This is a genomic window from Pelosinus sp. IPA-1, assembly GCF_030269905.1.
Lineage (GTDB): Bacteria > Bacillota > Negativicutes > DSM-13327 > DSM-13327 > Pelosinus.
This window is the reverse complement of record NZ_BSVC01000008.1, coordinates 130287-156545: the sequence shown is the minus strand read 5'-3', so window position 1 is coordinate 156545 and position 26259 is coordinate 130287. Positions and strand designations below refer to the sequence as shown.

Genomic DNA, 26259 nt, shown 5'->3' with positions numbered 1-26259 from the left:
CCTATACTCCTTCATGTTCAGTTCTAGATATTACTTCATCCTGTATTGGTTTGCCTAATTCACACCAATATTGTGTAAATCCAGCTACACGAACCAGTAAATCACGATGCTCCTCTGGGGCTTTTTGTGCTTGTTTTAAGACAGTAGAATCTATTATATTATATTGCACATGGGTGCCGCCTCTGCGCATATAGGCTTTCGTCAAATCCAGTAATTTTCTTGTCCCTTGAATACCTTGTAATGCACCTGGATGAATTTTAAGATTCATCTGAGAATTTTGTGATGTAGTATGATCCCAGATGTTAGCTGATTCAAATAATGCATATAAACCGCTTGTATCTGTTCCTGGATATGCAGATACGGAACCATCAGAGTAAGTAGTTCCACCTAATCGTCCGTCTGGAGTCGCCAAGGTAGCCGCACCTTGTGGACCATGAGTTGATACTGATATTTGACAAGGATACATTTTCTTTCCATATAAAGATTCAGCACGAGAACAAGCAAAAACTAGCCATTCCTCATACTCTTTTAAAATAGTATCAACATAAGCATCGTTGTTTCCAAATTTAGGAGTTGTTAAGCAATCGGCATATATTCTATCATACTGATTACTTCCGGTAATCTTTACCTGCTCTGCTAAGGAATAATTATTAATCTCTGAAGCTTGTTTATAGCCAAAGTTGTTTAAAATACCATCTGTCATCTCTTCAATAGTATATTTCTTGCTGTCATATACTAAACTTTTTAAGGATGCTAGAGAGTTGACCATTGTGATGGTTCCACAAGTTTCCACATTAAATGTTCCATTGTATCGGTAACCCATATTCCCTATATGCTGCCCTTTATCTAAAGAGTCTGGTTTAAGAAAAGAGTTGATAACCGACATATTTTGTTTCCGCCAAATATCATGTTCGATATTATTCGTTTTAGCAAGAATCCCTATCGTTTCTTCATAATATTGTTTAAATGTTGCAAGTAATTCTTCAAAGCTTGCAAGCTTTTTATTATGGGGTGGATAAACCTGCATTCCAGTACGATGATCTTTACCGTTAGTCAAAACAAGCTCCAAAATTTTCGGATTTGCAATAAAGTGAACACCAACACTAGTAGGTTGGCCAGCACCACCTGGAATTTCATATTCCTTGCCATTGAGTGTTAGTGTCTTCCAGCAGCAAGGAGATATTTCTAAACATCCTCCGATTGCGACGGATCGAGCCTCTTCAATTGTCATTCCTTCAGATCCATATTGATTTATCAAGAAATCCATAGCATTTCTATTATTAATCCAAGCAGGATATCCCGTTCCAGTTTTACAACACTCAGTACCTTTAATTAAAAATGTTTCTGAAAGTTTTTCATCATACATAATTGTCAATGTTGGCTGGGGAGTCCTACAACTGATCCCTGCGTCCAATATGATTTCCTCTAGTTCATTCGCTGCCGATTGATTTTGTCTTGTTAACCCGCCCAGAGATAAATTATTAAATGTATTACCTGATAATACCCCACCATTAACCCCTGCAGAAGCAAAAACATCAATACAAGTTATTTTAATTCTATATAGCTCCATTAACTCAAGTGCTTCCTCTTTAGTTAACTTACCACCATTGATATCCTGCTCATACCATGGATATAATATTTGTCCAAGCTTTCCGATGGATAGACCTGATATCACATCTTCATTTAATACTGCAATATGCAGGGTATAGGACAGCTGTAATGCTTCTCTGAAATTACGAGGTTGATTATGGGCAATGGACTCTAGGCACTCAGCTATCTCTCTATAATCTTCTTTCTCTTGATTATCTACTGCTGTTGTTTCTAGAAATCTTGCATGTTTGGCATAATTAATAATCCACTGTTGCAATCCTTCGATTCCATGGATAACAGCTTCATAAAAATAAAGGCGATCCATACCGATTAAACCATCACCATCTGCATTACCAGCAACTTGCTTTTTACATTCCTCTGCCATTTCCTTAAGCTTATCAAACCCATATTGTAGAGGATAATAATAATTTATGACCTCGCGCCCCTGTGGTATTGTATAACCAGAGTCAAACATACAGATTAAACTTCTCATTATCTTTTCTTTGGTATCATATTCTGGTACCATTTTTTCGTATCTAAGACTTACATCCTCAACAGATTTTCCAACCCATTCCTTCGCAACTTTTAACAATACGGGGATCTCTTCTTTTCTCATTCCAAACTTGCCAGCGATGGAAACTACTTCCCCAAAACTTTTCGTTACATTTCCACCGCCTTGCCCTATATGGCTAAGTTCATCTGCAGCACTTCCGATGGACCTGGCAGCTTCTTTTTCAATCTCATCTCCTTGAGCGATGAAAAAGCTTTCGCTTAGCCAAGGCATCGGGAATGATCCTCTATAATGGCGGGTCTTTTGCATGACCAGTTTTTCACCTGGCACAATATTAGGTGTGGCGCGAGAAAATGCTTCTTTTAATGCTTTCGCTCTTCTCACTACTGTAACCTCACCATCTAACTCCTTCCATTTTCGATTATACCAATATGGAAACTCCATATCTGCTGTCCCCAAAGTATTATAAAAAATATCCCTTAAAGCATTCGCCCTAGGTGTTGGTTCTTTTAGTGCTTGTGTGTTCTGATTAGAGAGCTTATTAGAATTTATTCCCTTTGCTGCTAGAATACTTTTAATTTTAGCTTCTTTTAACTCGTCCATGTATTTACCTTCCTTTCTCCCATCTATACACCATTTTAGTATTATTTTTAATCATAAGATAGTGTAATTTACATGAATAATAAAAACTCACTTAAGATTCTGCGTTTAAATAGACCCACCTAAAAATTCATTAATTGCAAAAGAAAGACTTGTCCCATGCCAGACATCAATAGTCGGCAAAGGTCAAGTCTTCTTACTTTATCATGCAATCATTATACTACACGATTCTATGTGTAGGTCTGGAAATTCCAAGTGAATAAATTTACTATTGCCACATCCTTAATAATATGGCGGCAATAACTACCATACTCGCTCCGCCAAGGCGGGTTGCCACCTGAGCAAAAGGCATCATTTCCATTCGATTCGATGCTGAAAGGATCGCAACATCACCAGTACCACCTAATCCACTGTGACAGGCAGTTACAATCGCTGATTCTACTGGATACATGTTCATTACTTTACCAATATAAAACCCGGAAGCAATCATGGCGATAACTGTTGCCGCTACCGTTAACACATAAGCAGGAGTTAACGCTGCAACAACATCCCCCCAAGGTGTGTATAACACACCAAGTCCTACCATCAAAGCCCAAGTCAAGCTAGCAGCGACAAACTTGTACATATGATACGCACCTTGTTCCATTTTCGCTGGCATAATATTTAACGCTTTGACAATCGCTGCTGAAAAGATCATGATAATAGCTGCAGGGATACTAATAAACACATTAGCAATTTGCCCAAATATAAAGAATGAACATGCCAAAAGGAGACCAGCCCCCATAAGAGGAAACTCCACTGGTTTATTATTACCTTCTTGAGCAGCCTTTAATAATGCATCATCGCCTGTTTTAACTAACATACCATTTCCCGTTAGATGAGGTTTACGTTCACCTAATTTTTTCAAATAACCAGCCAACATGATGGCTACCACATTTCCGAGCATGGCTGCTGGAACTAACTGTGGGATAAACTTTTCATAGGGTTGATTCAAAATCTCAGAATAAGCCATGGAAAGAGGTAGAATCCCTTCACCGATACCGCCAGAAATAATTGGAATTACAATATAAAAGAAAGTGTGATGGGCTCCAAGTCCTGCAAGCACTCCTACAGATACACCAACAATGACGCTCCCTAGAGTTCCCACTACTAATGGTACAAACAAGCGTAAAAAGCCTTGAATCAATACTTGACGTTGCATACCAAGGATACTTCCTGTAACTAAGCAAGCAATATAGAAGTACAAAAAATTAGAAGTTTTCATTATAGCAGTAATCGCTTTCATCGACGCTGGATTCAATAAATTATAGAATACCATGATAGATGGAACAAACATACACAAAATAGCTGGACCGCCAATGTCTTTAAGAATAGGCAACTTAATTCCTACATCTCCTAGAAAAATCCCCATAATCATCATAATAGCAAATCCACCAATCATATCAGCGGGTAATTTTCCGTAAACAGAAGCGGCGTAAATAACAGCTGCAATAATCAAATATAAGGGCAGAGGAATCACACCTATTTTGAACGTGCGTACTTTGTCCCACGGACTAGATCCAATTTGATCCATAACCAACGTTTCTTCCGTTTTCATACTATCCCTCTTTTCAAATTAATAATTTTACAATGTGAAATTCTAGCGGTCACTCTTGGTCTGCAAGTTTAGAATCCATGTTAACTCTGACAACATCTGTTCTAATGGTTGCACACGCTACCATAACCTCCCATAATTTTTGCATTTTTTGTAGAACTTTGCAAAGTGATAACCGTATTGTAATGCATTTTCAGAAATAAATGTATATTACAAATATTTAATAAACAATAAATAATTAAACTAACTTAGTTAAATATTTATCTAACTAATGCACGTCCTATAAATCCTCCCCTCTATAAAAACTTACTGACACTTTAATATCTTTTCAGTGAGCATATCGTTCATTATGATTGAATGATCTATTATTATTTATCATTGACACATGCAAATAAATGGCATATCATAACACTGTAACTACAGTACCGAACTAGTTCTATTCAGTACATTTTTTATGAGGTGATTATCTTTGCGAAATCGAATTATTACAGCCGCCGTAGAAGAAATCAATTTACGGGGTTTTAAATTTACCATGAGTGACCTCACTAAACGGCTCAGCATCAGCAAATCATCGCTATATGATTGCTTTTCTTCAAAAGACGAACTTATTAGCACTATCCTAGATATCATTTTGAATGATTTCCGGGCACAAGAGGAAAAAGTCTATAATTCTGATTTACCCATCATAGAGAAACTGCAAGCCTCATTGACTATCACATCGCAAACTTTCGAACCATTTCATAATCGGGTGTATGATGACCTTGTCTCGTCTTATCCGGAAGAATGGCAGAAGGTGGCCAATTTTCGGAAAGAGCGAATGGACCGCCTTTCTTCCCTACTCAATCAGGGAATGGAGGCTGGCACCATCCGGCATGTTAACATGGGTGTCGTTCGGCAAATGATTATTAGCACCATGAATGACTTTATCAGCTACCGCTTTCTCGCCGAGAATAATATGACCTATCCAGATGCCGTGGTTGCTATGCTGGATGTAATCATCCATGGATTGATGGCCAAAGAATAAACGGAACAGATCCATTGCATCCGCTAAATCCTATAAGTAAAACGCGCTACATGCGCGCTTTACTTATAGCTCTCAGTACCGAAGATACATATTTAGTACTCTAAAGTACAAATAAACCTATTCCCTTGCTTCCTATCCTTTTTGGGTAGCACCGTTAAATCACCTATCAATTTACAGTTTGCTACGAATTATCTATTGGAAGTGAAGTTCAGTTAAATAAATATTAGCTGAACTATTAATGATTCAGTTTTAAAGGAGAGATATTAATGTTTATGACAAAACCAAATACCAACCTAATGCGCTGGTCGACCTACACCCTGCTGCTAATTTTATCTGCCACACTGCTTGCTGGCTGCGGCGCCAATGAGACCTCCCCTGAAGTATGGGGCCGCGCGGAAGCTAAAGAGGTAGATATTAATTCCAAAGTACCAGGCCGGGTCGTGAGCCTGCTCGTCAAAGAAGGGGACCGGGTAACCAAAGGACAAGTATTAGCACACATTGATAACCGGGATATTGTCGCCCAAGCCAATCAGGCACGGGCCAATATTAAAGCCTTGGATGCGCAAACGGCCCAAGCTGCTACCGTTACCATTCTGCAGGACCAAACTGCAAAGGCTGCTTTAAATACCGCTCAAGCGCAATTAGAAAAAGCAAAATCGGATTTAGCCTTAGCCGAAAGTGATTATAAACGTTTTAGAGAACTGGTGGCATCAGGTGCCATCTCCGCACAATTATTTGATACCTACCGCACAAAGTACCAAGTGGCTCAAGCTGCTTATACCCAAACGCAAGCCAGTGTAGCATCAGCAGAAGCCGGACTTTTGCAAACAAATGTGAATACTGCCAATGAAGAAGCCATGCGCAGCAAAGTAGCTCAAGGGCAAGCTGCCTTGCAACAAGTGGATGTTTCCCTGGATGAAACAGAGATACGCGCTCCCTTTGATGGCATTATCACCGCCAAGTATGTGGAGGAAGGCGCTATGGTATCCCAAGGTATGCCGTTGGTAGCCATTCAAGACCCTTTGGATAATTGGGTCAATTTGAAAGTGAAGGAAACCGAACTCTCTCACTATTCCATTCAACAGCCTGTTCAAATGCAAGGCCGAGACAGCAACCTCATCTTGTCTGGAACCATTATTGATATCAGTAAAAAGGCGGAGTTTGCCACCTACCGGGCTACTAACGAGCGCGGCGATAATGACATTATTACCTTTAATGTCAAAATTCAAGTCAACTCCGATAAAATTCGTCCTGGCATGCGGTTCAGACTGATGAACGGTGGTAAATGAAATGACACTGAAGGAAATTGTGCTTTTAGAACTACAGGCCCTATTTCGGCGCAAATCACCTGTAGTTTTGCTGCTCTTTGGCGTTCCAATACTTTATAGCCTTCTTTTTGGCTGTGCCTATAGCAATAATGTCATCAAATATGTACCCACCGTAATCTATGATCAGGACCAAACAGCAACAAGCCGGGCATTATCCCAGGCTTATATCGACTCGGAACGTTATCAAGTGGTCGCCCAAGTGACAAGTCAGGAAGCTATGGAACAATCTCTGCGTGAGAACGAAGCTCTAGTAGCCATCTCCATTCCACCCAAGTTTGCACAGAATATCAAACTAGGTATAGCTTCAGAAATTCTGATCGAGGCGAACTCTACCAACAATATGTTTGCCAATGCCGTTATTTCTTCTAGTCAAGAGATCATCCAGACGTTTTCGGCAGCAACCGGTCAAAAACTATTGGAAGCGATCAATCAACTGCCTGCTCCTGCCCTACGGTCAGCTGCCTCCGTTAAACTAGGAGTTAGGATTATCAATAATCCTACCACCTCCTATACCAATTTTATGCTGGCCGGGTTAGTAGCGAACGGTTTACAAATTGCTATTCTATTAGTGGCAGGTACCCTCATAGTCAAAGAATACAGCCAACTTTCTCGCTGGCAAGGTACGTCGTCGGCATCTATCGTAATCGGCAAGCTGCTGTCCTGCTGGCTATGCGCTATAGGTGTCTTTATTACATGCTTAGGCGTCATCACGGTATTCTTTGGCGTACCTTTTCGAGGTAATCCCGCCAGCATTTTACTATTGGGCAGTGCCTTCACCTTTCTCGTCATAAATCTTAGCTTTTTCTTTTCTGCCATTACCAGCAATGAAGTAAATGCCCTGCAAGTACCGCTGCTCTATATCATGCCTGGACTTTTATATAGCGGACTCAGTTGGCCCCATTTTTCCATGAATGATTTCGCCCAAGTCTTTTCTTCCCTTATGCCACTCACTTACATGGCCGATACGCTGCGAGATCTGCTGCTGGCCGGCTACTCATCAACCTTGCTGAAAAATATTTTTATCATGTTTACTAGTGGCAGCGTACTGTGCTTAGTAACTGTTTTTATTTTCTCTAAGCATCGGAAGAGATTAGAAAACCAAATAGCTAAGGAGGCTCTACTATGAATTGGTGGCATATACTCAAGCGGGAAATCCGTCAAATGTTCATCACTGATCGGCGCCGGGCCATCTTTATTTTTGGAGCCTCCTTGGCTTATCTGATTTTATTCAGTCTGCTGTATGGCACTCATACGATAAAAGCGGTACCTTTGGTTATCTACGACGAAGACCAAACGCAATTCAGCCGTTCCCTTATTCAGGCATTCGACGACTCCGAACGGTTTCAAATTGTTGGCTATGTCACAACACAAAATGATATGGAAAATATGCTGCGTGAAAAAGAGGTCTATGCTGCCGTGCACATTCCCATAAAGTTTGCAAAGGACACCAAATCCGGGCACTCTTCCACCGTGCTTTTAATGGCTGACGGCAAAAATATTCTCATTACCAATACGGTAACCACTGCAGCCCAGGAAATCATTACCGCCTTTGCCAAAGAAGCAGGAGCCAAGCTGACCGAAACAAACAATGGACAACTGCCTTCCATGGCACTACACAGAACAGCCCCTATTGATTTTCGCTTACGGGTACTCAACAATCCGACCCAAAGCTATCTTTCCTTCTTTGTCATAGGATTGTGCATGGCTGCTTTTCAACAGGGAGTTTTCCTGGCAGTCGGCGCGAGCATCATGAACGAATATCAAAATCCGGGCGAACTAAAAAACGCCCACCCTTTGAGCATTATGGCTGGCAAGTTATTTCCGTATTGGATTTCAGGCACAGTAGCCTTTTTCATTACAGTAATCGCCGCCGTCCATCTCTTTGAAATTCCCGGCAAAGCATCGTTGACAAGCTTACTCTTCCTGTCTGCAGCCTTTCTCTTTGCTGCCGTCGGTTTTAGCGCCTTCATTGCTTCTATTTGCAACAACGAACTGACCTTTACTCGAATATCGATAGCCTATACCGTTCCGGCCTTCGTACTTTCCGGCTACACCTGGCCGCAAGAAGCCATGGATACAGTGGGGAAAACCATATCTTACACCTTCCCCTTATCTTACTTTTCTAATACCGTCCGCGAACTGATGATTGCCGGTTATTCACCTTTTCTCTACCGTAATAGCTTGATTTTGCTTCTAATAGGAACAACGCTCACCGGTATGGCAACGGTATGTTACACCTGGAGGCTAAAACAGAAAGTGCCAACATAAGTCGTGAAGTTCTCGACATATCCTAAATCAGGGAATGTCAAGCCGCCATAGCGCAAAAGCTTTCAGCATATATAGGCAATCTATTAAGTTCATCTGAAATTATCCAATTGGTTGCCCATAATCGATGTCCCTTCTTTCAAGTGCAGTCTACAACGCATTTAGCCAAGGCGAATTGTTATACATAGCCATAATAAAAGCACCCCGCAGGGTGCTTTTTATAAACAAGAATGACTACTCAACTATTATTACTACCTCCACTCCCCTTGACCTATTAACCATTGGAGATTTTGGCTTTTAATTGATCAATCTCCTTATGAAGTTCGTTTAATTCATTTCTAAGTTTTATCTCCTCTTCCAAATGATTTTTGTCATCCTTTCTATCTTCGTCTTCACCTACCAACCCAGCAATCAGTCCAATAAGACTTGAAGCAAAGGATAATATCAATGCCAATCTAATTAATGCTCTTAAACTGTCATGGCTCATATTATCAACTCCATAAGTAAGTTACAACCAATTATTCTTCCCACTAAAGATTCCTACTTATTGTATGTAATATCTTATTTCTGTGTCCCTGTCTTTCAAACTGGCCATAAGTACTCCTAGCTGCCACAGCAAGCGATGTTTTCGCTCCTCAGCTCTTCAGATCTCTAAAAATGAGCAAGATCTGGATAAAAAATAGCGGCTGTCCTTTACGACAAACTCCTCTGAGAAAAGATTCTTGTAATAATACATCGGCACAACTAATAACACATATGTTGTAGAGACGCGGAGTTCTATTTGATGAGGTGAAAAACCTTGGAAGAATTTAAATCAGTCCCGGACCAATCCATATTTTTTGACTTAACTCCAGAAGAAGTCACTTTGGTTTTCTATTTATTAGGTATCACTTTCTCACAATCATTAACGATTGATGAGCTTAATCTTGTGGCAAATGGGCTCTTTGAAACAGCACAAGTAATGTTTGTCATTGCCGCAAGTCGAACGTTAATTAATGACGCGATAGAAGCACAACAAAAAAAGGAAGATGCTGCAAAAGAGAAGGATGAAAAAAAATCCGTTGAAAAGTTGGAGTCAGAGATAAAAAAACTACAAGACTATATTGAAAACATGCAAAAACAAATTAATGAATTAAAGAGATAAGAAAAGACTTGGCTTAGGCCAAGTCCTCAGACGCAGGCAGAAGCCTTAGTCTTTCTTACTTGGAATCAAGGAAGTGTTATACTTTCTGATTCCGTAAAAAAAGGAAGAAAGTTTAATTAAAATATCTCAAAGCATGAATTTTATGCCTTTACTTCGCAAAGCAAGTTACTCGAAAACAGAAATCCGGATGACCTTAAAAGATCATCCGGACTTAAGTGAAAAAATATGTTTATGAAAAACATATAAAAGTGTTTTTTATTTTTCAAGCTTTTTTTCTTTTCCGCCATTTAAATTTTTTTGTAGCATTTCAGCGGCAGACTGCACAACCTTTTTCGTCTTTCCGCCAACTATAATATGGTATTCGGGTTTCCACCAAGATCCGCCGATCTTATCAAAAATAATGTTAGTCTGGGGGTGCGCCTCTACTGTCTTTTTAACGCTACGAGAAATATGGGATTTAAGCAGGAAAAATATGGATAATGATAGTTCGCTACGAACAGGGTTCTGGGTACGATATATTTTATGGTCACCTTTTATTAATGGCTTGTTGTTGATTTGCATTTGTCTCTCTTGTCTATATTGGTGTTGCACATTTGTCCCCCCTTATTTATTATAAATATATTTTATCAGGTATTATCATGAAAACATATACCCAATATTTCTCTGTGGATTTTCTACAGATATATATTCATTAATCAGTGGGTAATCCAAACAATACAACAGCTACCAAAAAACTCAGTTAATGAAAGGCAACCCTATTTTACCTCAACCTGCACAACGGCCTCTTTAGCCAAGACCATGATTTGGGCAGGAGTAAGTTCACTAGAGGCTTTTTTACTAGGGAGGTGTACTGCTTCAGTAAGCGTGTTTAGGAGATTAGCGGCATAGTTAATTTTCATTGCAAAGTTAACATTCTGTGGGAATGTTCCTGCAAATAAAAGAGTCTTATATGGATTTACCGAAGCAGTGACAACACCTACCACTTGCCCCTTAGCGTTTAGTAATGGACCGCCGCTATTCCCAGGTTGTATGGGAATACTAATTTGAAACATTCGTACATCATCCTGAATGCCTGTTATGCTATTAATGATTCCTTCACTTAGTTTGGCTTTGGTACCTAGCAGACCGGGTAACGGGAAGCCAACAGTATATACGGTATCGCCATCTTTAGTATTTTGGATATTAGCTATTGGTAATGGGTTTACGGAGAAATCCGATTTACTTACTTTTAAGAGAGCCAAGTCATTAATAGGATCTTTTGTAATAACAGTCGCGGATGACTTCTGACCGTTGTTATGTTTAATTTCAATAGTTTTGGCTTTATCTACCACATGATAGTTGGTTACAATTAAATCATTCGTTATAAAAAAACCAGTGCCGGAGCGATTAGCCTTGGCAGCATCCTCATCCACAGGATATATTCTAATGAGAAACTTTCTTTCTTTTTTTTCATTGGTGTATTCAATCATATTATTACTTGCCATCCCAAAGGTAGTTCCAAAAGATTGTTCATCTGTTAAAGTGAGGTAACTGTTAGGGTTTTTATTAATTAGCCCGGTAAACAACTTAGGAATTGCAGTAGCCTTTAGTTGTAGTTTGATTTTTCCTGTAGCCCATGCATGATCGGTAGTTTGAACTGTAAGTCCTATATAATCATATCCCTGACATAGAGAGAAATCATTTTTAACAATAGCAATTTCATATTTATTATCATCTGTTATCCAAATACCTTCAATTGGATTTTCAGGTTTATCTTTAAAATAAGTATCAATCGCTTGCTGTCTGTTTAAATCTTCCTCAGGCAATGATGCGGCAAAACCTGGTATAGTAAGGGAATAAATCACAAAAAAAATAAATAAGAAATGTATTAATTTTTTTAACAAGATAAGCCTCCTTAAATATTACATAAAATGATTAGCCCTTATATAATACAGTATTTGGGGAATTAATCAATCTACCCAAAGGTATAAATTGTAAACAGATACTGCCAAATGAGCAAGGAAGTAAATAATAAGGCATGGATTGTGTTAAGTAAAATAGATAATTCCGGTTTTAACTGGTGGACTACCCGAGACCTCTTAAAACCACAAAAAGCCACGAATTTCGTGACTTCATAAGTTGCTTTAACTGCATTGGCAAAGCTATTGAACCCATTATTAGAGTCCTCATATTTAATACACTTCAACTTAACAGCAATGATTATAACCACGAACTAATCTCATTTCGATATCAGAATTCTTGACTACAAGTTTTCACATATAGCCCCCAAGGTAATCCCGGTGATGTATAACAAAATATTATTCCACGAAAAAACATGCCCTAAAAGTAGCCCTCCTATCTTTGTATAACGAAACGCATCAATTCATGGAGTATGATATAACTTAGCTGCTTCAACCCCTAGCGAAAAAACGCTTGCTATCATTCCAATATGCCGCGTAGTTCTATCCCTAAAGATAAATCCAAAAATGAAAAACACCATAGTTCCCCACAAAATACTTCCTATCCATTTAGGCAACCAAGTAAAAAGTTCTCGAGATAGTAAGCCTAATATAATTACTCCGTCTAATAGCCCCTAAAAATAGAATTCCCTGGACATGACGGTACCATTCACGTTACGCATGCATACTGTCATCATATCCAGGAAAAAGAATTTCTAAGGGTAATAAATAAGTTTGCTTTCCCAGTAAAGCTACCTATTTCTTGTTATGAAGGATTTCTAATTACACAAAATTAATTACACTCCCGTAAAATGTACATTTATAGCTAATCCCTTCTACGTAATCACTATAATTTAATCTTCTCAACAAGCTCTTTCATAAATCCATCTTCAAACGGACTTTTGAGCCCAACATTATGGAGCATATTAGGGAAATAATCTTTTGCTGATTCCAAACAGAATGCAATATATCTTTGCCAAGCATCCTTGTAATCCTCATCCATTCTTATTTTAAATTGAAGTGCACATGTTTGTGCAAGACAATAATCAATATAATAGAATGGCCAATTATACACATGCTTCTGTAACTGCCAAGTACGTCCATCACTATAGAATTCATCATCTTCAAAAGCAAGATGTGGCTTATATTCTTTTTCTAACTGTTTCCAAACTTCTCTTCGTGCGCTAGGAGTAAGTTCTGGTTTTGTATAAATTTTTTCCTGAAATTCATCTATCATACATCCATATGGTATAAATGCAATGGCATCTTCAAGGTGCATTCTTCTATAATCATCGCCTCTGTTACCAAAGAATAAATCCATCCATTTGCCTGTAAAAAATTCCATTGACATTGAGTGGACTTCAGCGGTTTCATTCGTTATGTTGTTATGCTCTACTATTTCATCATTTCTTGTCAGGTATCCTTGAAAGGCATGACCACATTCATGTGTCATCACATCCACATCACCACTTGTACCATTAAAATTAGCAAAAATAATTGGTGCCTTATAAAGCATAAGCATCTCCATATAGCCACCTGTAGCTTTATTAGGTCTTCCTAATACATCAAATAATTCATGCTTTAACATAAAGTTAAAAAATTCCTTTGTCTCAGAAGATAATTCGCTATACATATTTTTGCCTGCTGCAAAAATATCATCAGCAGTTCCAAGAGGAATAGGATTTCCTTCAAGGAAATAAACTCCTTCATCAACAAAGTCAAGTTTTTCTAAACCAAGGCGTTTTCTTCTCTCTTCATGAATCTTAGATGCAACTGGAACAAGAAATTTCTTAACTTGATTTCTAAATTTAGCCACATCATTTTTATCATATGAATTACGTTTCATATTGTAATAACCAAGTTCAACATAATTACCATATTTCATTGCCTTTGCCTGTTTATTACGATTAGCTACAAGCTTATCAAAAATCTCATCTAATTCATCTGCAATAGTAAGTAGCTTTTCACTTCTCACTTTTGATGCTTCCATTCTTGTTGCCCTGTCTTTTGACTTTAAATATTTTCCTAATAAAGAAAGATTAAGTGTTTCTCCTCTAAATTTAACCTTAGTTTGTGCGATTAATTTATTATATCTTGATGTAAGAATATTTTCTTCCTGTTTAAGTGGAATAAGTACATCATCAAAAGCTTTTAACTGAATTTCAATATCTTTAAAGGGAACTTGTCCTATCTTATTTTCAAAGTAAGTTCTATAGTTAGAATTAAAAAGTAGTTTCTGATATTTCACTTTGAAACTGTCAATTTTAGGAGATACTTCATCATAATAGTCCTGTTCCCCTTCATAAAATTTATCTGACACATTACCATCATGTCTCATTCCCGCTAAAGTCATTGCAGTACTGACTTTTCCCATTACAGTGTAATATTCTTTATGAACTAAAAATTGTTCTTTTCCATTTTTTGCAGCATTAAAGTCTTTTATTATTTTCGAAGTTTCTTTTTCAAAAGATTCAATTGTTATTCTTTCATAAGGAAGCTCTGATAATTTAAAATTTTCGTCTTTCATTCTTGTCCCTCCTACTAAGTAGCATATTTAAATAGTCTTACATCTTCTATTATATCTTTTTTCCTAATATTACCATACATAATTTTTATTATCTTTTTCTTTATAGAACCTATTTCCAAAAAAGTAGGTAAACCCTAAAAGACCATTAAAGATAGAGCCATAATTCACCTTATACGTGAATTATGGCTCTATCTTTTGGATGTGGATTCATTACCGTTCACCGCAACTATCCCTACTAAACGTTGCAAAGACAAGGATATCGATTACCTTCTAACAGGTCCCCATGTCAAAGACTGCATGATAAACCGTATCGCATCGGAAAATGCTTGGTTATAATAAATCTCTCCTGCAATCCCTTCTTGCATCTTAAATTTATCATGTAATTGCTCTATTTTTTTCATCTCTTCTACTGGCAAAGTCTTTGCTAACAATTCTTTTAGCTGCTTAATTTCTTCTTGTGCCCAATAATAATCAGCTGATACATGCTCTAGCCTTCTTAACGTATTCTCATTATGCATGTTCCGTACTTCTTGGGTCGCCGTTTCAAAAACACTCATATTCGCAACCCCCGCCACATACTGGGCGTACTATTTAGATAACCTGGACTTTTTCTCTTACCTTCTACTGATGCCAATGTATATCCCTCCATCTTCATACTGCATGAGGTTTCTTCTATCCGTATTTGCGGATAGAAGAAACCAGCACACAGCCTGTTTAAGAGGGAAATTATGAAGCGCATGCGAGGTCTTATCAACCTACACATGCGCTTTGTTTCTTCTTGATTGCATGCAGACGCTCAGCCCCTGTCAAGGCACGTAATTCCTAGTATCCCGAACATACCATCCCTTGTTTTTGGGGAAGGTTCACGGTATAATAAGAATTGTCGTCGTAGACAGGTAACTGTTACGTGTAGGTGCTGGTTCACCTGCTCGTGCCTGAGAGTGTCTCACCACTCTTAGGACACGGCGACTTTATAATTTCCATCTATTCCTAATTATATTACTTTTCGTTTGAATTGCAAGAAAAAGTAAAACGAAAAATTAGTTCTTATTTCAAAAAATGAAGATACTAAGCTGCCCGTTGTAATGGGCAGTTTATTTTTTAAATATTTTCTAATATGATCCAATTCGAGTAAGAAATAATTGCATTTTCCATCAACGAAAGCATTGTGAAAATTTACAAGTCTTTCTCTACCCAATATTAGACACTACCCACATCGCTGCTGATATTGCCGAATTTCTAAAATGACCGTCTCGTTATGGAGTGCGCCCCAAACCGTCTTTATAATATATATTTCAGATGACGCAATATCTAAAGCTCATCTAAAATCGGCTAAATTTCATTTGGTTCAAATTATTATTATACTGCCTTGAGTTTATATCCTATTACTTCTATTTTTTTTGTTATTTCATCGTTAGACACAAGAGTAGGATGGTAGTCAATTTTAGTTTGACCATCATGAGTGTGAATATGAACACGAAAGATACCAGGTAATTCTAACAAGGCTTTTTCAATTATCTTCGCGTCACTCGATGCTTTAATACCTTCTACATGCACTGTTATCTGTTTATTCATTACACTTGAACCACAATGACAATCTTTACACATAACAAATCCCTCCATTTTTTAATTTGATGGATAGTATTACCAGCATATCATTGTATCAAACAAGGACTGTAATAATAAATTTCTATAGAAACTATTGAATCCCAAACTATTCTTTTTTATAACGGCGACAGGATATCATACCCCCATGATCACACCTGGTCATCTTTGGTTCTATTTCACCACAAACAGGATCAGAATTTGAACATCGAGGATAAAATTTACACCCATTATTTTTTTTCAATTCATCCCATTGTTTATCGTCAAAAACAATAGCATCACGAATCCGTCTTTCTTGAGGATGAGTTACAGGAATAGCTGCCAACAACATCTGTGTATAAGGATGTACCGCTTGATTTAGCTTACTACTATCCATCATTTCCACTACTTTCCCCTTATACATGACGGCTACTCTTTCCGTGATATAGGGAATCAGTTTTAAATTATGGGTAATAAACAAATAAGTTAAACCCATTTCCCTACGGAGCTCTTTTAACATTGCGAGGATCTGACTCTGCAACGTTACATCAAGTCCCGAAGTCGCTTCATCAAAAATGATAAACCGTGGCTGCAGTATCAAAGCTCTAGCAATACAAACCCGCTGCCTTTCACCGCCACTTAGCTCAGAGGGATAGCGCAGTAACATACTTTTAGGCAATTCCACAATATCTAACATTTCCTGTAAGCGTTTTGCAAGAGGAAACTTGCGTTCCAATGAAAAATTTAAAATAGGTTCTTCAAGAGATTCCTCTATACTAAAGCGAGGATTGAGGGATGCATACGTGTCTTGAAACACAATCTGAACATCCCGACGCAATTCACGGCGGCATTGGTTTGACAATTGAGCAATATTTTGTCCATCAAAATAAATAGAACCATTCGTTGGAGTTTCTAGCATCATGATCAGTTTGGCTAGAGTACTTTTCCCACAACCGCTTTCCCCCACAATGCCCAAACTCTCGCCAGGTTTCACGGTCAAACTGACATCATCCACCGCTTTGACAATTTCATGACCAGCTAACCAACTGCGATGCAGACGATAATGTTTGATAACGCCTTCAATCTTCAACATATCGATTGGAACTCCATTTCTTATCATCATTTTCTTCTAATCGGCTTGCCAAAATTAACCTCTTGGTATATTCGTGCTCAGGTTGATCAAATAAAGTACAGCAATCATTGTATTCAATAATTTCCCCCTGCCGCATTACAGCCACCTCATCAGCCATCTCGGCAATCACGCTCATATCATGAGATATGAGCAAAATAGTGACGCCATACTCTTCTTGTAGCTTTTTTAACTCTGTCAAAATTTGCGCCTGCAAAGTTACATCCAATGCAGTAGTTGGTTCATCGGCAATAATTAATGCCGGCTTTAATGCCAATGCCATGGCAATCATCACACGTTGCCGCATCCCACCACTTAATTGATGAGGAAATCGATAAGATAATGTTTCTGGTTTAGGCAACCCTACTTTATGTAATATCGCAATACTTTCCTTCTTAGCCTCTCTCTTCGAATATCCCCGGTGGGTTGTGAACAATTCCTGTAACTGCCAAAGGATTGGCAAAACGGGGTTCAACGCTGTCATCGGATCTTGCAATACCAGACTGATCTTTGCTCCCCGCAAAGGTCGCATCTGGCTTACACTCAAGGTCATCAAGTCCATACCCTCAAACCATATTTCCCCACTACACCGAATATTTTTATTCTGAATATCTGCCAATCCTAAGATAGAACGAGCAAGCATTGATTTTCCTGATCCGCTCTCGCCAACGATTCCAATGATTTTACCAGTAGGAACTTTTAAGAATACTTTTTTCAATGGGTGCAGCATTTCTTGACCATTCGTAATCTGCACTGATAAATTTTTAATCTCTAGACAGCAACTTTGTTTCACATTTCTCAACTCACTTTACTGGTCTGTTTGGTATTTCGCAATGAGAGTGGATCTAAAGCATCTCGGATGGCATCCCCTACAAAGTTAACAGCCAATACCGTAGCTACAATCATCACCCCTGGAAAGAAGGTAATCCACCAGCATCCTGCTAAAATACTCCGCTGACCTCCCATGAGCATATTACCCCAAGAAGGCTGATGAGGTGGGATACCTAATCCCAAAAAACTGAGAGCTGCTTCCGTAACAATGGCATGCCCTACATTAATCGTAGCAAGAACCACCACTGAAGCCAAACAATTAGGCAAGATATGCCGAAATATCAAATTCCAATCTGACGTTCCTGTGGTCACTGCCGCTTTTACAAAAGGGCGCTGTTTCATACTCAAAAATTCCGTCCGGACTAAACGAGCGGTCTGCATCCAATTGGTCGCAGCAATCACCAATACGACACTCCATAACCCCTGCTTCCCAAAGGATTGTAGTGCAATAACCAATATCAAGGAAGGCAAGGAAAGCAATCCATCAACCAAACGCATCATAATATTATCTAGAATTCCTCCCGCATAACCACTTATCAGACCAAAACCCAATCCGATAGTAGTTGATAGCAGAACAGAACTAATCCCCACTAACAGAGATACTCGGGCACCATATAGCAACCGACTAAAAACATCTCTCCCCAGCTCATCCGTACCAAACCAATAGCCGGCTTGTGGGGCTTGACGCACTACTTCCAGATTGGTATCCACCGGACTATGAGGCGCAATGATTGGTGCAAAGATCGCCAGTAATGTAAAAAGTACAAGAATCCCTAAACCAAAATTGCCGATTTTGTGCAAAAAAAAGCGTTGCCAAAAAGTATACTGCCCTACTTCTTTATCCATGTGTACCAATCCTCCGTTCACTTCCCTCTAATTGGAGACGAGGATCAGCCCAAGCACAACAAACATCTGCTAACAAATTTCCCATAACGACAAATACCCCTGTTAACAGAACAGTTCCCATAAGAAGTGGATAATCTCTGGTAGCTGCCGAGTAAATTGTCAATTGTCCAATCCCAGGATAGGCAAAAACCGTTTCTACTAAATACCCACCGCCAATCAATGAAGAAAAGGACATACCAACATAGGTAATCAACGGAATTAATGCATTACGAAAGGCATGAATATAATAAATATACCGTGGCCATAAGCCTTTGGCATGAGCTGTTAAAATATAATCCTGACTCAATACTTCTAGTAAACTGGAGCGAACAAAACGGATATACGCACCGATATGGCTCACCGCCAAGACGATGGTCGGTAAAATTAAATGCAGCAAACGATCGCCTACATTGAATTCCTGTCCAATCGTACTAAGTCCAGAGGATGGTAACCATCCTAGATAAACAGAAAAAAACAAAATAGCTAATAGTGCCAACCAAAAGCTAGGAATGGAGTAAAACAAAAAAGCAAAACAGGTACTGAAATAATCAAACCAAGAATATTGCTTTATTGCAGCGATCATGCCGATCACAACTGCTAATACAAGCATCAATGACATAGCCGCCAAATTCAAAATAATCGTATTAGGAAGACGGGATAGGAGTATATCACTCACATCCCGCCCATCCATATAGGATCGCCCTAATTCCCCTCTTAGAACACCAGACACCCACTTCCCATACTGCAATGGTAAAGGCTCATCAAGTCCTAAATTAGTACGAATACGAATTTGATCTTCAGGGCGCATCTTCTCTAAATGACTACCATACATCGCCACTGCCGGATCGCCATGAGCTAGATGAATTAAGAAAAAAGCACAAAGGCTCACGACAAACAATACAGGGATACTAGCCAAAAGTCGCCGTAGGAAAAAGCCAAGCATTATTGTTTGCTCCACTCTTCAAGATTCCAAGTGTATCCTGCGCCATGGTGCCCCAAAGTACGAGCTTTAATACCGCTCAAGTTTTTATTCGTAACAATAGCCACATCTAGATAAACTAGGAAGTTGAAAGCTGGATCATTACTTAGCTCGGTTTGAAAATCGCCGTACAGTTTTAGCCTCTCATTTTTATCACCGGTTTCCCGTGCTTTTAAGAGCAAGCTATCCACTTTATCATTCTTATAGTTCTGATAATTGGCTTTTCCGATTTGCGAACTGTGGAACAAGCGATAAGTATCTTCATCAGGATCGAAAGGACTACCCCAACCTAAGAGGAATGTATCCATTTGACCAATTTTAAAGGAACCTTTTTCCCGAGGATCTGGAATAGCGTCAACACCAATTTTCTTAAATTGCGTACTAAGTGCATTGACCAACGCTACCCTTACTGGATCATGAACAAACGTAGTTAACTTAAAGGAAAGCTTTTTCCCATCTTTTTGTAAGATTCCATCTGCTCCCGGTGTCCATCCAGCTTCAGACAGAAGCTGTTTTGCTTTCTCCGGATTATATCCATATTGATTTACATTCGCATTGTTTGCCCAATTCATTTGCAGGGGACCGTAGGCAACCTTACCCCAACCAAGCAACACTCCCTTAACCAACGCATCACGATCAACTGCATAATTCATTGCTTGTCTAACTTTTACATCATCCCAGAGAGGATTGATTCGATTGTACATCATAACTCGGTAGTCCGCAGTATCTATGCGGGTAACTTGTAATTTTTGATTTTTGCTGATTCGTTCAATTTGCATAGGGTCAATCAATGCAATGTCAATTTCGCCAGTTTCTAGTTGTACTGCCCGCACATTTTGATCTGGAATAAATTTTAATATAACTTTCTCCGATTTTGGAGTGCCACGATAAAAATCTTTATTCCCACTCAGCATTAGATACTGTCCTTTTTTCCACTCCGAATATGTAAATGGACCTGTACCAATCGGTGCCATATTAAATCCATCAGTATTGATGTCTTTCCCTTCTAAAATATGTTTCGGTATCATTCCAGTCGCCATGACATTTACCAATAGAGGAAATGGTGTTTTTAAAATAATTTTTACCGTATATGGATCAACTACTTGAACTTCTTTAATCTCTTCAAATCGTTCTTTAATTGGAGAATTGTTTTTAGGATTCAGCCCCTGTTCAATGGTGAACTTTACATCTTCGGCTGTAAAAGGTTTGCCGTCATGCCATTTTACATCATTGCGCAGTTTAAAAGTATAGGTTAATTGGTCAGGCGAAACATCCCAACCTGTAGCCAAATCAGGAATCACCTCATTTTTTTCATTATACCGAGTAAGGCCACTAAAAATCAGAGAAACTGCATCATCATGCTCATCTGCAAAAATTGGATTGATTTTATCTGATTCATTTTCAATACCCAATACAATCGTCTTAGGATCGGTTTTCGATTTCGTACTATTTTGACTATTGGCACAGCCACCTAAGATAAAGGCTGAAAGTACAAACAATGCCATAAGAAACCAAGTAAAGGACTTTGTCCTTGTCGCCATTAATATTCCCCCTAAAATAATCTTCTACAATAAATCCTGTACTGCAAATAAAAAAACCATGAGGCCTATCACTCTTTCAAGAGTTAATAAACCTTCATGGTTATCTTGTATTCTGTGTACACCTCATGCTCTGCTCTTCATACTACTTCACTAGCAATTGTTAACAATTTTCGCTTCAACGCAAACGATAGCTTCATGCCACCTTTATCCATTAATTTTATCGGAAGCTAATTACCGTGTCAAGAATATTAATCATAAATACTAACATTATAAAAAGAATCACTAAGAATTATCTTCAATTCGCTCTAATATAATCCTGTGATCAACTTATCGTGTCATGGGGACGGGGTTATTGACACTAACCTTCAATCGTTTGTATTGTCGACACCCCTCTGTCCCCTGTTTTCATAGTAATTGGTTAGTTAACTGTGCCAAGAGCTCCATTACAATGTTAATTTCCTCTTTTGTTATGTTCTCAACATGTATACCGCCTGTTACAACTACGTTTTTCTGTAGTTTTGCTGATAACATATGCGACACAAATCGTGCCGCTTCCTCGTCTTTATGCCCCGTCAGATTCAATACTGAGGTGGTAGCGCTGCCAGCATCAGGCTGAGCTAAACTTGCTCTGGGAATGCTGAGCGTTACACAGCCAATATGCGGCCTGTCACCGCCTGATAAAATCACACATACATCTTCACCTATTGCAAACGCCTTCATATCTATTTTCAACCTACCGCGTTCCGCCGTTACCTGCTGCATGATAGCCCCCACCTTCCTATCCTATTAAAAATTTTCGCCCCAGCGAGTAAACCCCCGGGCTTCAATCCCGAATTTATCAAGTATCTTTCCAATAATATGACGATTCATATCCTCAAAGCCAAGCGGTTTATTATAATAGGTAACCATGGGTGGAATAATTATAGCTCCCGCCTCAGCCAAAACGAGCATATTTTTTAAATGAATCGTACTAAGCGGGCTCTCCCGTGGCACGACCACTAAATTTCTTTTTTCCTTTATTGTAACATCGGCGGCTCTAAGCAACAAATTATCCGAATATCCACAAGCGACGCCAGCGGCTGTCTTCATGCTGCAGGGCACAATAATCATGCCCGCCGTTTTAAAGGTGCCGCTGGCAATACTGGCTCCAATATTTTTTATATCATAGGTGTAATCCGCCAGCCTTAATACTTCCCCTACTGAATACTCGGTTTCTGCGGCAATGGTTAATTCAGCGCCCCGTGAAACAACAAGATGGGTCTCATAGTCCGACAACACCTGCAACATTTTCAATAATTCGATCCCTAATATTACCCCACTGGCGCCGCTTATTCCAACAACCAATCTTTTTTTGCTGACTGACAACGGTCCCCCCCCTAAATCGACCCTTCGGGTCTCAAAAATATTAGTAACCTTTCAGCTAAATAGAAAAGGCCTCACTATTTACTCAGCGAGAATGCTGCCCCGCTATCAGTCTGCTATTTTTTTAATGGCGGTATGGGGGGAATTATGCCCATGTTAGCAATTTTCTCATCATTCAGCTTAAATATTTCACTAATCTGGATATTTTCCGTTGAGCGCCATGAATAACAGCAATGGTCGCAGACGTAAACTTCCCAAGCATCACCGACTGGCGATTTTGTCATAATACGCACTTTTTCACTATCGCAACGAGGACATTTCATAAACTTTTCCCTCCTATTTCTTTTGTGCTGCATGCTGCAGTTGGCGAAGAATTTCTTCCCATTTGGGCGTGGCCGGCGACGGTACAAGCATCTCACAAGATCGCGGATTGGGCTCGGGTGCGACCGGGGTTGTCGCATCAATAATCAGCTTGTCATGCATACCGGCCGGATTGGAAGAAGGATCAAGCACCATTCCCGAACAATTCGGTATGACTACAACATCCTTGCTAGGTTTAACCCTTGTTGTGAGCGCCCACATCACCTGCTCAAGATTAAACGGATCGACGTATTCATCAACAATGATAACAATTTTGGAATATGGCATGCCGTGCGGCGTAGAGAGCAGTCGAAAAGCAACCCCCTTGCCGTACCCGCCATAACGAACCTTGGTGGAAATAATTACGCCGATACCGTGCGTATACATGGCATTGACCGCCACCACCTCAGGCATGGTCGCCTTAATCTGCTTATATAAGGGTATACTTGTATTAAGCCCCACCAGATAATCAGTTTCTGTCCAGGGCATTCCTATGTAAAGATTTTCAAAAATAGGATTTGTCCGGTGCGTAATTCGAGTGATTTGAATTTCACATTGTTTGCGGCAACCAGAATATGAGCCGGGAAATTCACCGAAAGGTCCTTCCACAAAACGCTTTCTAGGAATGATATACCCTTCGATGATCACTTCCGCATGCGCCGGCACATAGAGATGATCACAAGTATCGGCTTTTACTATTTCGCAAGGCACGCCATCTTGTAGCGCACCGACAAACTCATATTCATTTTGATCATAGGCAACCGGCGTCGACGCCATAAACGTGACAAGCGGATTTACTCCCAACGCAATGGCTACCGGTAGCGGCTCGTCCTTTTCTTCCGCTTTGGCTAACTGAATAGCAATATCGTGCACAGGCATGGGCTGGATTGCCAATCTGTCCACATCTTTCACCTGTATCCGGTATATCCCGACATTCAGTTTATTCAGATCCTCTGGAAACTCTGGATCACCGGAAATGACCGACGCTTTCGACAGAAAAAATCCGCCATCTTGCTCATTAATCCGATACAAGGGCAGAATATCGAACAAATTAATATTTTCGGTTATGACATTTTCCTTGCACAAAGCGTCTTCCCGCGCTAAAATTTTTGGAGGCACGGGAAATTTATCCCACCTGCGATTGAGTTCAAAAAACTGTTCCTTTGTCGGAGTATCCTTGGGCAGACCCAGCATGAGCGCGTGATTGCGCCAAGAGCCATGCACATTGGTTACCAAGGAATAGTTATAGCCATTTACCTTCTCAAATAAAATAGCCGGACTATTTTCTATATTGGCTGCGGCGCGACCGGCAGCGCCAATATCCGGTTCAGGCATAACTTCCTCTTTTATCCGCACCAATTGCCCTTCCTCTTCTAATGTTGCTAAAAATTCTCGTAAATCTTTGTATACTTTAGTCATATGCTGCCTCCTTCTTGTGTCACTTTCGTCTATTCACTATCGTAAATAGAATTACCCAGCAAAGCAATTCAAAATTGGCATTGAGTCTTTCCAAAAATGAATGCCTCACAGCAAAGAATGTATGTGAGCAATAAAAATTCTTTACTAAAGGAGTGCTTATGAATTTCTCACAGCTCGCATATTTCGTTGATATTGTACGTTTAGGCACCTTTTCCGAGGCCGCCAGCGATAATCACATTTCGCAATCTTCCCTTTCCAAACAAATAAAGGCCCTGGAAAATGAATTGGACATTTTCCTTTTTACCAGAGAACATTCGCGCGTCACACTAACCAAGCATGGAAAAATTTTATTGCCCTTTGCTCAGCAAACCTTGCAGGCGCACCGTGAAGTGATAACTGCCCTGCAAGCCTGTAATCCCGCCCGCGACCGCCATATCGCCTTAGGCCTCATTCCCATTGAATCTACTTATCGCATTTCTTCGTTTATTGCTGAATTTCAAGCCGCCATCAGCGAAGTGGCCAACATCGATATCTACGAAGAATCACAGCAGGACATCCTGAAACTATTGAATAATGATGTACTGGATTTGGCCTTTGTCCGTACCGAATTGTTCACAAACACTGCGCCATACGAGATTCTGCCCTATCGCAAAGAGCGCATGGCTTGTATTTGTCCACGGAATCACCCCTTTGCCCAATGCTCCTCTATAGCACTGAAAGATCTCGCACAAGAGAAAATCATCTTACTTGACCGCAAATCCAGCTTGCATCATCTTGGTGTGAGCGAGCTGACCAAACAGAAGATTATGTACCACATTTCCTGTACGGTTGGCAGTCATAGCATTATTCTCGAGATGATCTCCCGAGGGCTTGGCGTATCGCTTTTACCACAAAGCGTGTTGCAGCAAGAAAATAATGTCCTGACGGCGATTCCGTTACTTGAGGATATTTACAGTGAAATATCCATCGTCAGAAAGAAAAACCGCCCTATGTCACCCATAAAAAAACACTTTTGGGAATTTATATCAAGCCAATGCTAGGGTTTGATAGTTTTGGAACTGCCGAAAAAACAATTTGCGGAATTGAAACCATGCATATGATTAAAAAGGGGCAGGTTGAAGAAATTCAATGTGCCTTTTCTGAAGTTAAGTTCTTAAGTAAGGTTATGGGTATCGTTGCTTAAGAAATTTTCAGGCTGGTGATAGGTTTACTATTATTGTGATTTTGTTGAGTAGTTGCACCACAACCCAACGATCTTCATATTTTTTTCCCCCTGTATTATGCATTGATTAAGTTCATCGTCAATCCGTCTATTCTAAGAAAAAAACAGACTCCTACCAGCATAGCTGGTAGGAGTCATTATCGCTTTCACGGGATTAACGGCGAACTCCATCGCCTATAAGTTGTTACCAAAATTATACTGGAAAAGCTAAAGCTACGTCAATAATTTAAAAATAGACCTCAATACAAGAAAATCCGGTCCTGGTGCAAAAAATAAAGTCATGATATAATCATTTCCCTAAACTCGAAAATTGAGATATAAAGAATGTCACTGCATTTGTTTAAATAGATACATTTCGAATCCGAAATAATAATAATGTTATACGTTCGTTAGTCTCTAAAGTATCCAATCAGTTACCGAATGCTTG

At 39.4% G+C, this 26259-nt stretch carries 24 protein-coding genes, 1 pseudogene and 1 riboswitch; of the genes and pseudogenes, 7 read left to right on the top strand and 18 right to left on the bottom strand.

Translation table 11 applies throughout. From position 1 onward, the window contains the following. Nucleotide 1: 1 nt before the first annotated feature. Both hpdB and QSJ81_RS19630 read right to left on the bottom strand, forming a co-directional pair. Entirely contained in the window at nucleotides 2-2704 is a 2703-nt protein-coding gene (hpdB, locus tag QSJ81_RS19635; RefSeq protein ID WP_285719035.1) for a 4-hydroxyphenylacetate decarboxylase large subunit, read from the bottom strand. A 265-nt stretch (nucleotides 2705-2969) separates the two neighbouring features. Continuing rightward, the gene (locus QSJ81_RS19630; protein WP_285719034.1) at nucleotides 2970-4298 is read right to left on the bottom strand and encodes a 2-hydroxycarboxylate transporter family protein; all 1329 of its coding nucleotides are present in this window, start codon (nucleotides 4296-4298) and stop codon (nucleotides 2970-2972) included. 466 nt (nucleotides 4299-4764) lie between these two features. On the opposite strand from QSJ81_RS19630, the gene QSJ81_RS19625 reads away from it, so the two are divergent. The 4 genes from QSJ81_RS19625 (at nucleotide 4765) to QSJ81_RS19610 (ending at nucleotide 8915) form a co-directional block, all read left to right on the top strand. Beyond that, nucleotides 4765-5319 (top strand): TetR/AcrR family transcriptional regulator, encoded by a 555-nt coding sequence (locus tag QSJ81_RS19625; RefSeq protein WP_285719033.1) that lies wholly within the window; start codon nucleotides 4765-4767, stop codon nucleotides 5317-5319. 266 nt (nucleotides 5320-5585) lie between these two features. Continuing rightward, nucleotides 5586-6608 (top strand): HlyD family secretion protein, encoded by a 1023-nt coding sequence (locus tag QSJ81_RS19620; RefSeq protein WP_352230918.1) that lies wholly within the window; start codon nucleotides 5586-5588, stop codon nucleotides 6606-6608. A 1-nt stretch (nucleotide 6609) separates the two neighbouring features. Further along, on the top strand, nucleotides 6610-7773 hold the full coding sequence (locus tag QSJ81_RS19615; RefSeq protein ID WP_285719032.1) for an ABC transporter permease: 1164 nt from the start codon (nucleotides 6610-6612) through the stop codon (nucleotides 7771-7773). Continuing rightward, nucleotides 7770-8915 (top strand): ABC transporter permease, encoded by a 1146-nt coding sequence (locus QSJ81_RS19610; RefSeq protein WP_285719031.1) that lies wholly within the window; start codon nucleotides 7770-7772, stop codon nucleotides 8913-8915. The genes QSJ81_RS19615 and QSJ81_RS19610 overlap by 4 nt, the downstream gene beginning before the upstream one ends. 271 nt (nucleotides 8916-9186) lie before the next feature. Here QSJ81_RS19610 and QSJ81_RS19605 read toward each other — a convergent pair whose 3' ends face one another. Next, nucleotides 9187-9399 carry a hypothetical protein gene (locus QSJ81_RS19605; RefSeq protein WP_285719030.1) on the bottom strand — a complete coding sequence of 71 codons (213 nt, stop codon included), beginning with the start codon at nucleotides 9397-9399 and terminating at the stop codon, nucleotides 9187-9189. A 312-nt stretch (nucleotides 9400-9711) separates the two neighbouring features. Between QSJ81_RS19605 and QSJ81_RS19600 the strand changes: the two genes are divergently transcribed. Then, nucleotides 9712-10056: a hypothetical protein gene (locus QSJ81_RS19600; protein ID WP_285719029.1), complete on the top strand. Its 345-nt coding sequence runs from the start codon at nucleotides 9712-9714 to the stop codon at nucleotides 10054-10056. 255 nt (nucleotides 10057-10311) lie between these two features. Here QSJ81_RS19600 and QSJ81_RS19595 read toward each other — a convergent pair whose 3' ends face one another. From QSJ81_RS19595 to QSJ81_RS19530, 15 genes and pseudogenes are all read right to left on the bottom strand, one after another. After that, nucleotides 10312-10647: a hypothetical protein gene (locus QSJ81_RS19595; protein ID WP_285719028.1), complete on the bottom strand. Its 336-nt coding sequence runs from the start codon at nucleotides 10645-10647 to the stop codon at nucleotides 10312-10314. A gap of 164 nt (nucleotides 10648-10811) precedes the next feature. Beyond that, the gene (locus tag QSJ81_RS19590) at nucleotides 10812-11939 is read right to left on the bottom strand and encodes a S1C family serine protease (RefSeq protein WP_285719027.1); all 1128 of its coding nucleotides are present in this window, start codon (nucleotides 11937-11939) and stop codon (nucleotides 10812-10814) included. Between the two features lie 359 nt (nucleotides 11940-12298). Next, nucleotides 12299-12571 (bottom strand): annotated as a pseudogene (locus tag QSJ81_RS25765) (ribosomal maturation YjgA family protein). A 269-nt stretch (nucleotides 12572-12840) separates the two neighbouring features. Further along, entirely contained in the window at nucleotides 12841-14520 is a 1680-nt protein-coding gene (locus QSJ81_RS19585) for a M3 family oligoendopeptidase (protein WP_285719026.1), read from the bottom strand. A gap of 263 nt (nucleotides 14521-14783) precedes the next feature. Next, nucleotides 14784-15077, bottom strand: a complete 294-nt coding sequence (locus tag QSJ81_RS19580; protein WP_285719025.1) for a hypothetical protein — start codon at nucleotides 15075-15077, stop codon at nucleotides 14784-14786. An 802-nt stretch (nucleotides 15078-15879) separates the two neighbouring features. After that, nucleotides 15880-16128 carry a heavy-metal-associated domain-containing protein gene (locus tag QSJ81_RS19575; protein ID WP_285719024.1) on the bottom strand — a complete coding sequence of 83 codons (249 nt, stop codon included), beginning with the start codon at nucleotides 16126-16128 and terminating at the stop codon, nucleotides 15880-15882. Between the two features lie 106 nt (nucleotides 16129-16234). After that, the gene (locus QSJ81_RS19570; protein ID WP_285719023.1) at nucleotides 16235-17197 is read right to left on the bottom strand and encodes an oligopeptide/dipeptide ABC transporter ATP-binding protein; all 963 of its coding nucleotides are present in this window, start codon (nucleotides 17195-17197) and stop codon (nucleotides 16235-16237) included. Further along, complete coding sequence (locus tag QSJ81_RS19565) at nucleotides 17184-18026, bottom strand: ABC transporter ATP-binding protein (protein WP_285719022.1); 843 nt, start codon at nucleotides 18024-18026, stop codon at nucleotides 17184-17186. Before QSJ81_RS19565 ends, QSJ81_RS19570 begins: the two co-directional genes overlap by 14 nt. Before the next feature lie 5 nt (nucleotides 18027-18031). Beyond that, complete coding sequence (locus QSJ81_RS19560; protein ID WP_285719021.1) at nucleotides 18032-18910, bottom strand: ABC transporter permease; 879 nt, start codon at nucleotides 18908-18910, stop codon at nucleotides 18032-18034. Further along, nucleotides 18903-19892 (bottom strand): ABC transporter permease, encoded by a 990-nt coding sequence (locus tag QSJ81_RS19555; protein ID WP_285719020.1) that lies wholly within the window; start codon nucleotides 19890-19892, stop codon nucleotides 18903-18905. Before QSJ81_RS19555 ends, QSJ81_RS19560 begins: the two co-directional genes overlap by 8 nt. Continuing rightward, nucleotides 19892-21469: an ABC transporter substrate-binding protein gene (locus tag QSJ81_RS19550; RefSeq protein WP_285719019.1), complete on the bottom strand. Its 1578-nt coding sequence runs from the start codon at nucleotides 21467-21469 to the stop codon at nucleotides 19892-19894. Before QSJ81_RS19550 ends, QSJ81_RS19555 begins: the two co-directional genes overlap by 1 nt. Before the next feature lie 405 nt (nucleotides 21470-21874). Then, complete coding sequence (gene lpdD / locus QSJ81_RS19545; protein WP_285719018.1) at nucleotides 21875-22231, bottom strand: prenylated flavin chaperone LpdD; 357 nt, start codon at nucleotides 22229-22231, stop codon at nucleotides 21875-21877. A gap of 24 nt (nucleotides 22232-22255) precedes the next feature. Next, nucleotides 22256-22834, bottom strand: coding sequence for a UbiX family flavin prenyltransferase (locus QSJ81_RS19540; protein WP_285719017.1), 579 nt, complete (start codon nucleotides 22832-22834; stop codon nucleotides 22256-22258). Nucleotides 22835-22947: 113 nt separating this feature from the next. Further along, on the bottom strand, nucleotides 22948-23154 hold the full coding sequence (locus QSJ81_RS19535; RefSeq protein ID WP_285719016.1) for a non-oxidative hydroxyarylic acid decarboxylases subunit D: 207 nt from the start codon (nucleotides 23152-23154) through the stop codon (nucleotides 22948-22950). A 13-nt stretch (nucleotides 23155-23167) separates the two neighbouring features. Next, entirely contained in the window at nucleotides 23168-24610 is a 1443-nt protein-coding gene (locus QSJ81_RS19530) for a non-oxidative hydroxyarylic acid decarboxylases subunit C (RefSeq protein ID WP_285719015.1), read from the bottom strand. 158 nt (nucleotides 24611-24768) lie between these two features. Between QSJ81_RS19530 and QSJ81_RS19525 the strand changes: the two genes are divergently transcribed. Together QSJ81_RS19525 and QSJ81_RS19520 are read left to right on the top strand one after the other, a co-directional pair. Beyond that, entirely contained in the window at nucleotides 24769-25650 is an 882-nt protein-coding gene (locus QSJ81_RS19525) for a LysR family transcriptional regulator (RefSeq protein WP_285719014.1), read from the top strand. Then, complete coding sequence (locus QSJ81_RS19520; protein ID WP_285719013.1) at nucleotides 25644-25793, top strand: hypothetical protein; 150 nt, start codon at nucleotides 25644-25646, stop codon at nucleotides 25791-25793. The genes QSJ81_RS19525 and QSJ81_RS19520 overlap by 7 nt, the downstream gene beginning before the upstream one ends. A gap of 160 nt (nucleotides 25794-25953) precedes the next feature. Next, nucleotides 25954-26016: riboswitch (Fluoride riboswitch) on the bottom strand. Nucleotides 26017-26259 lie beyond the last annotated feature (243 nt).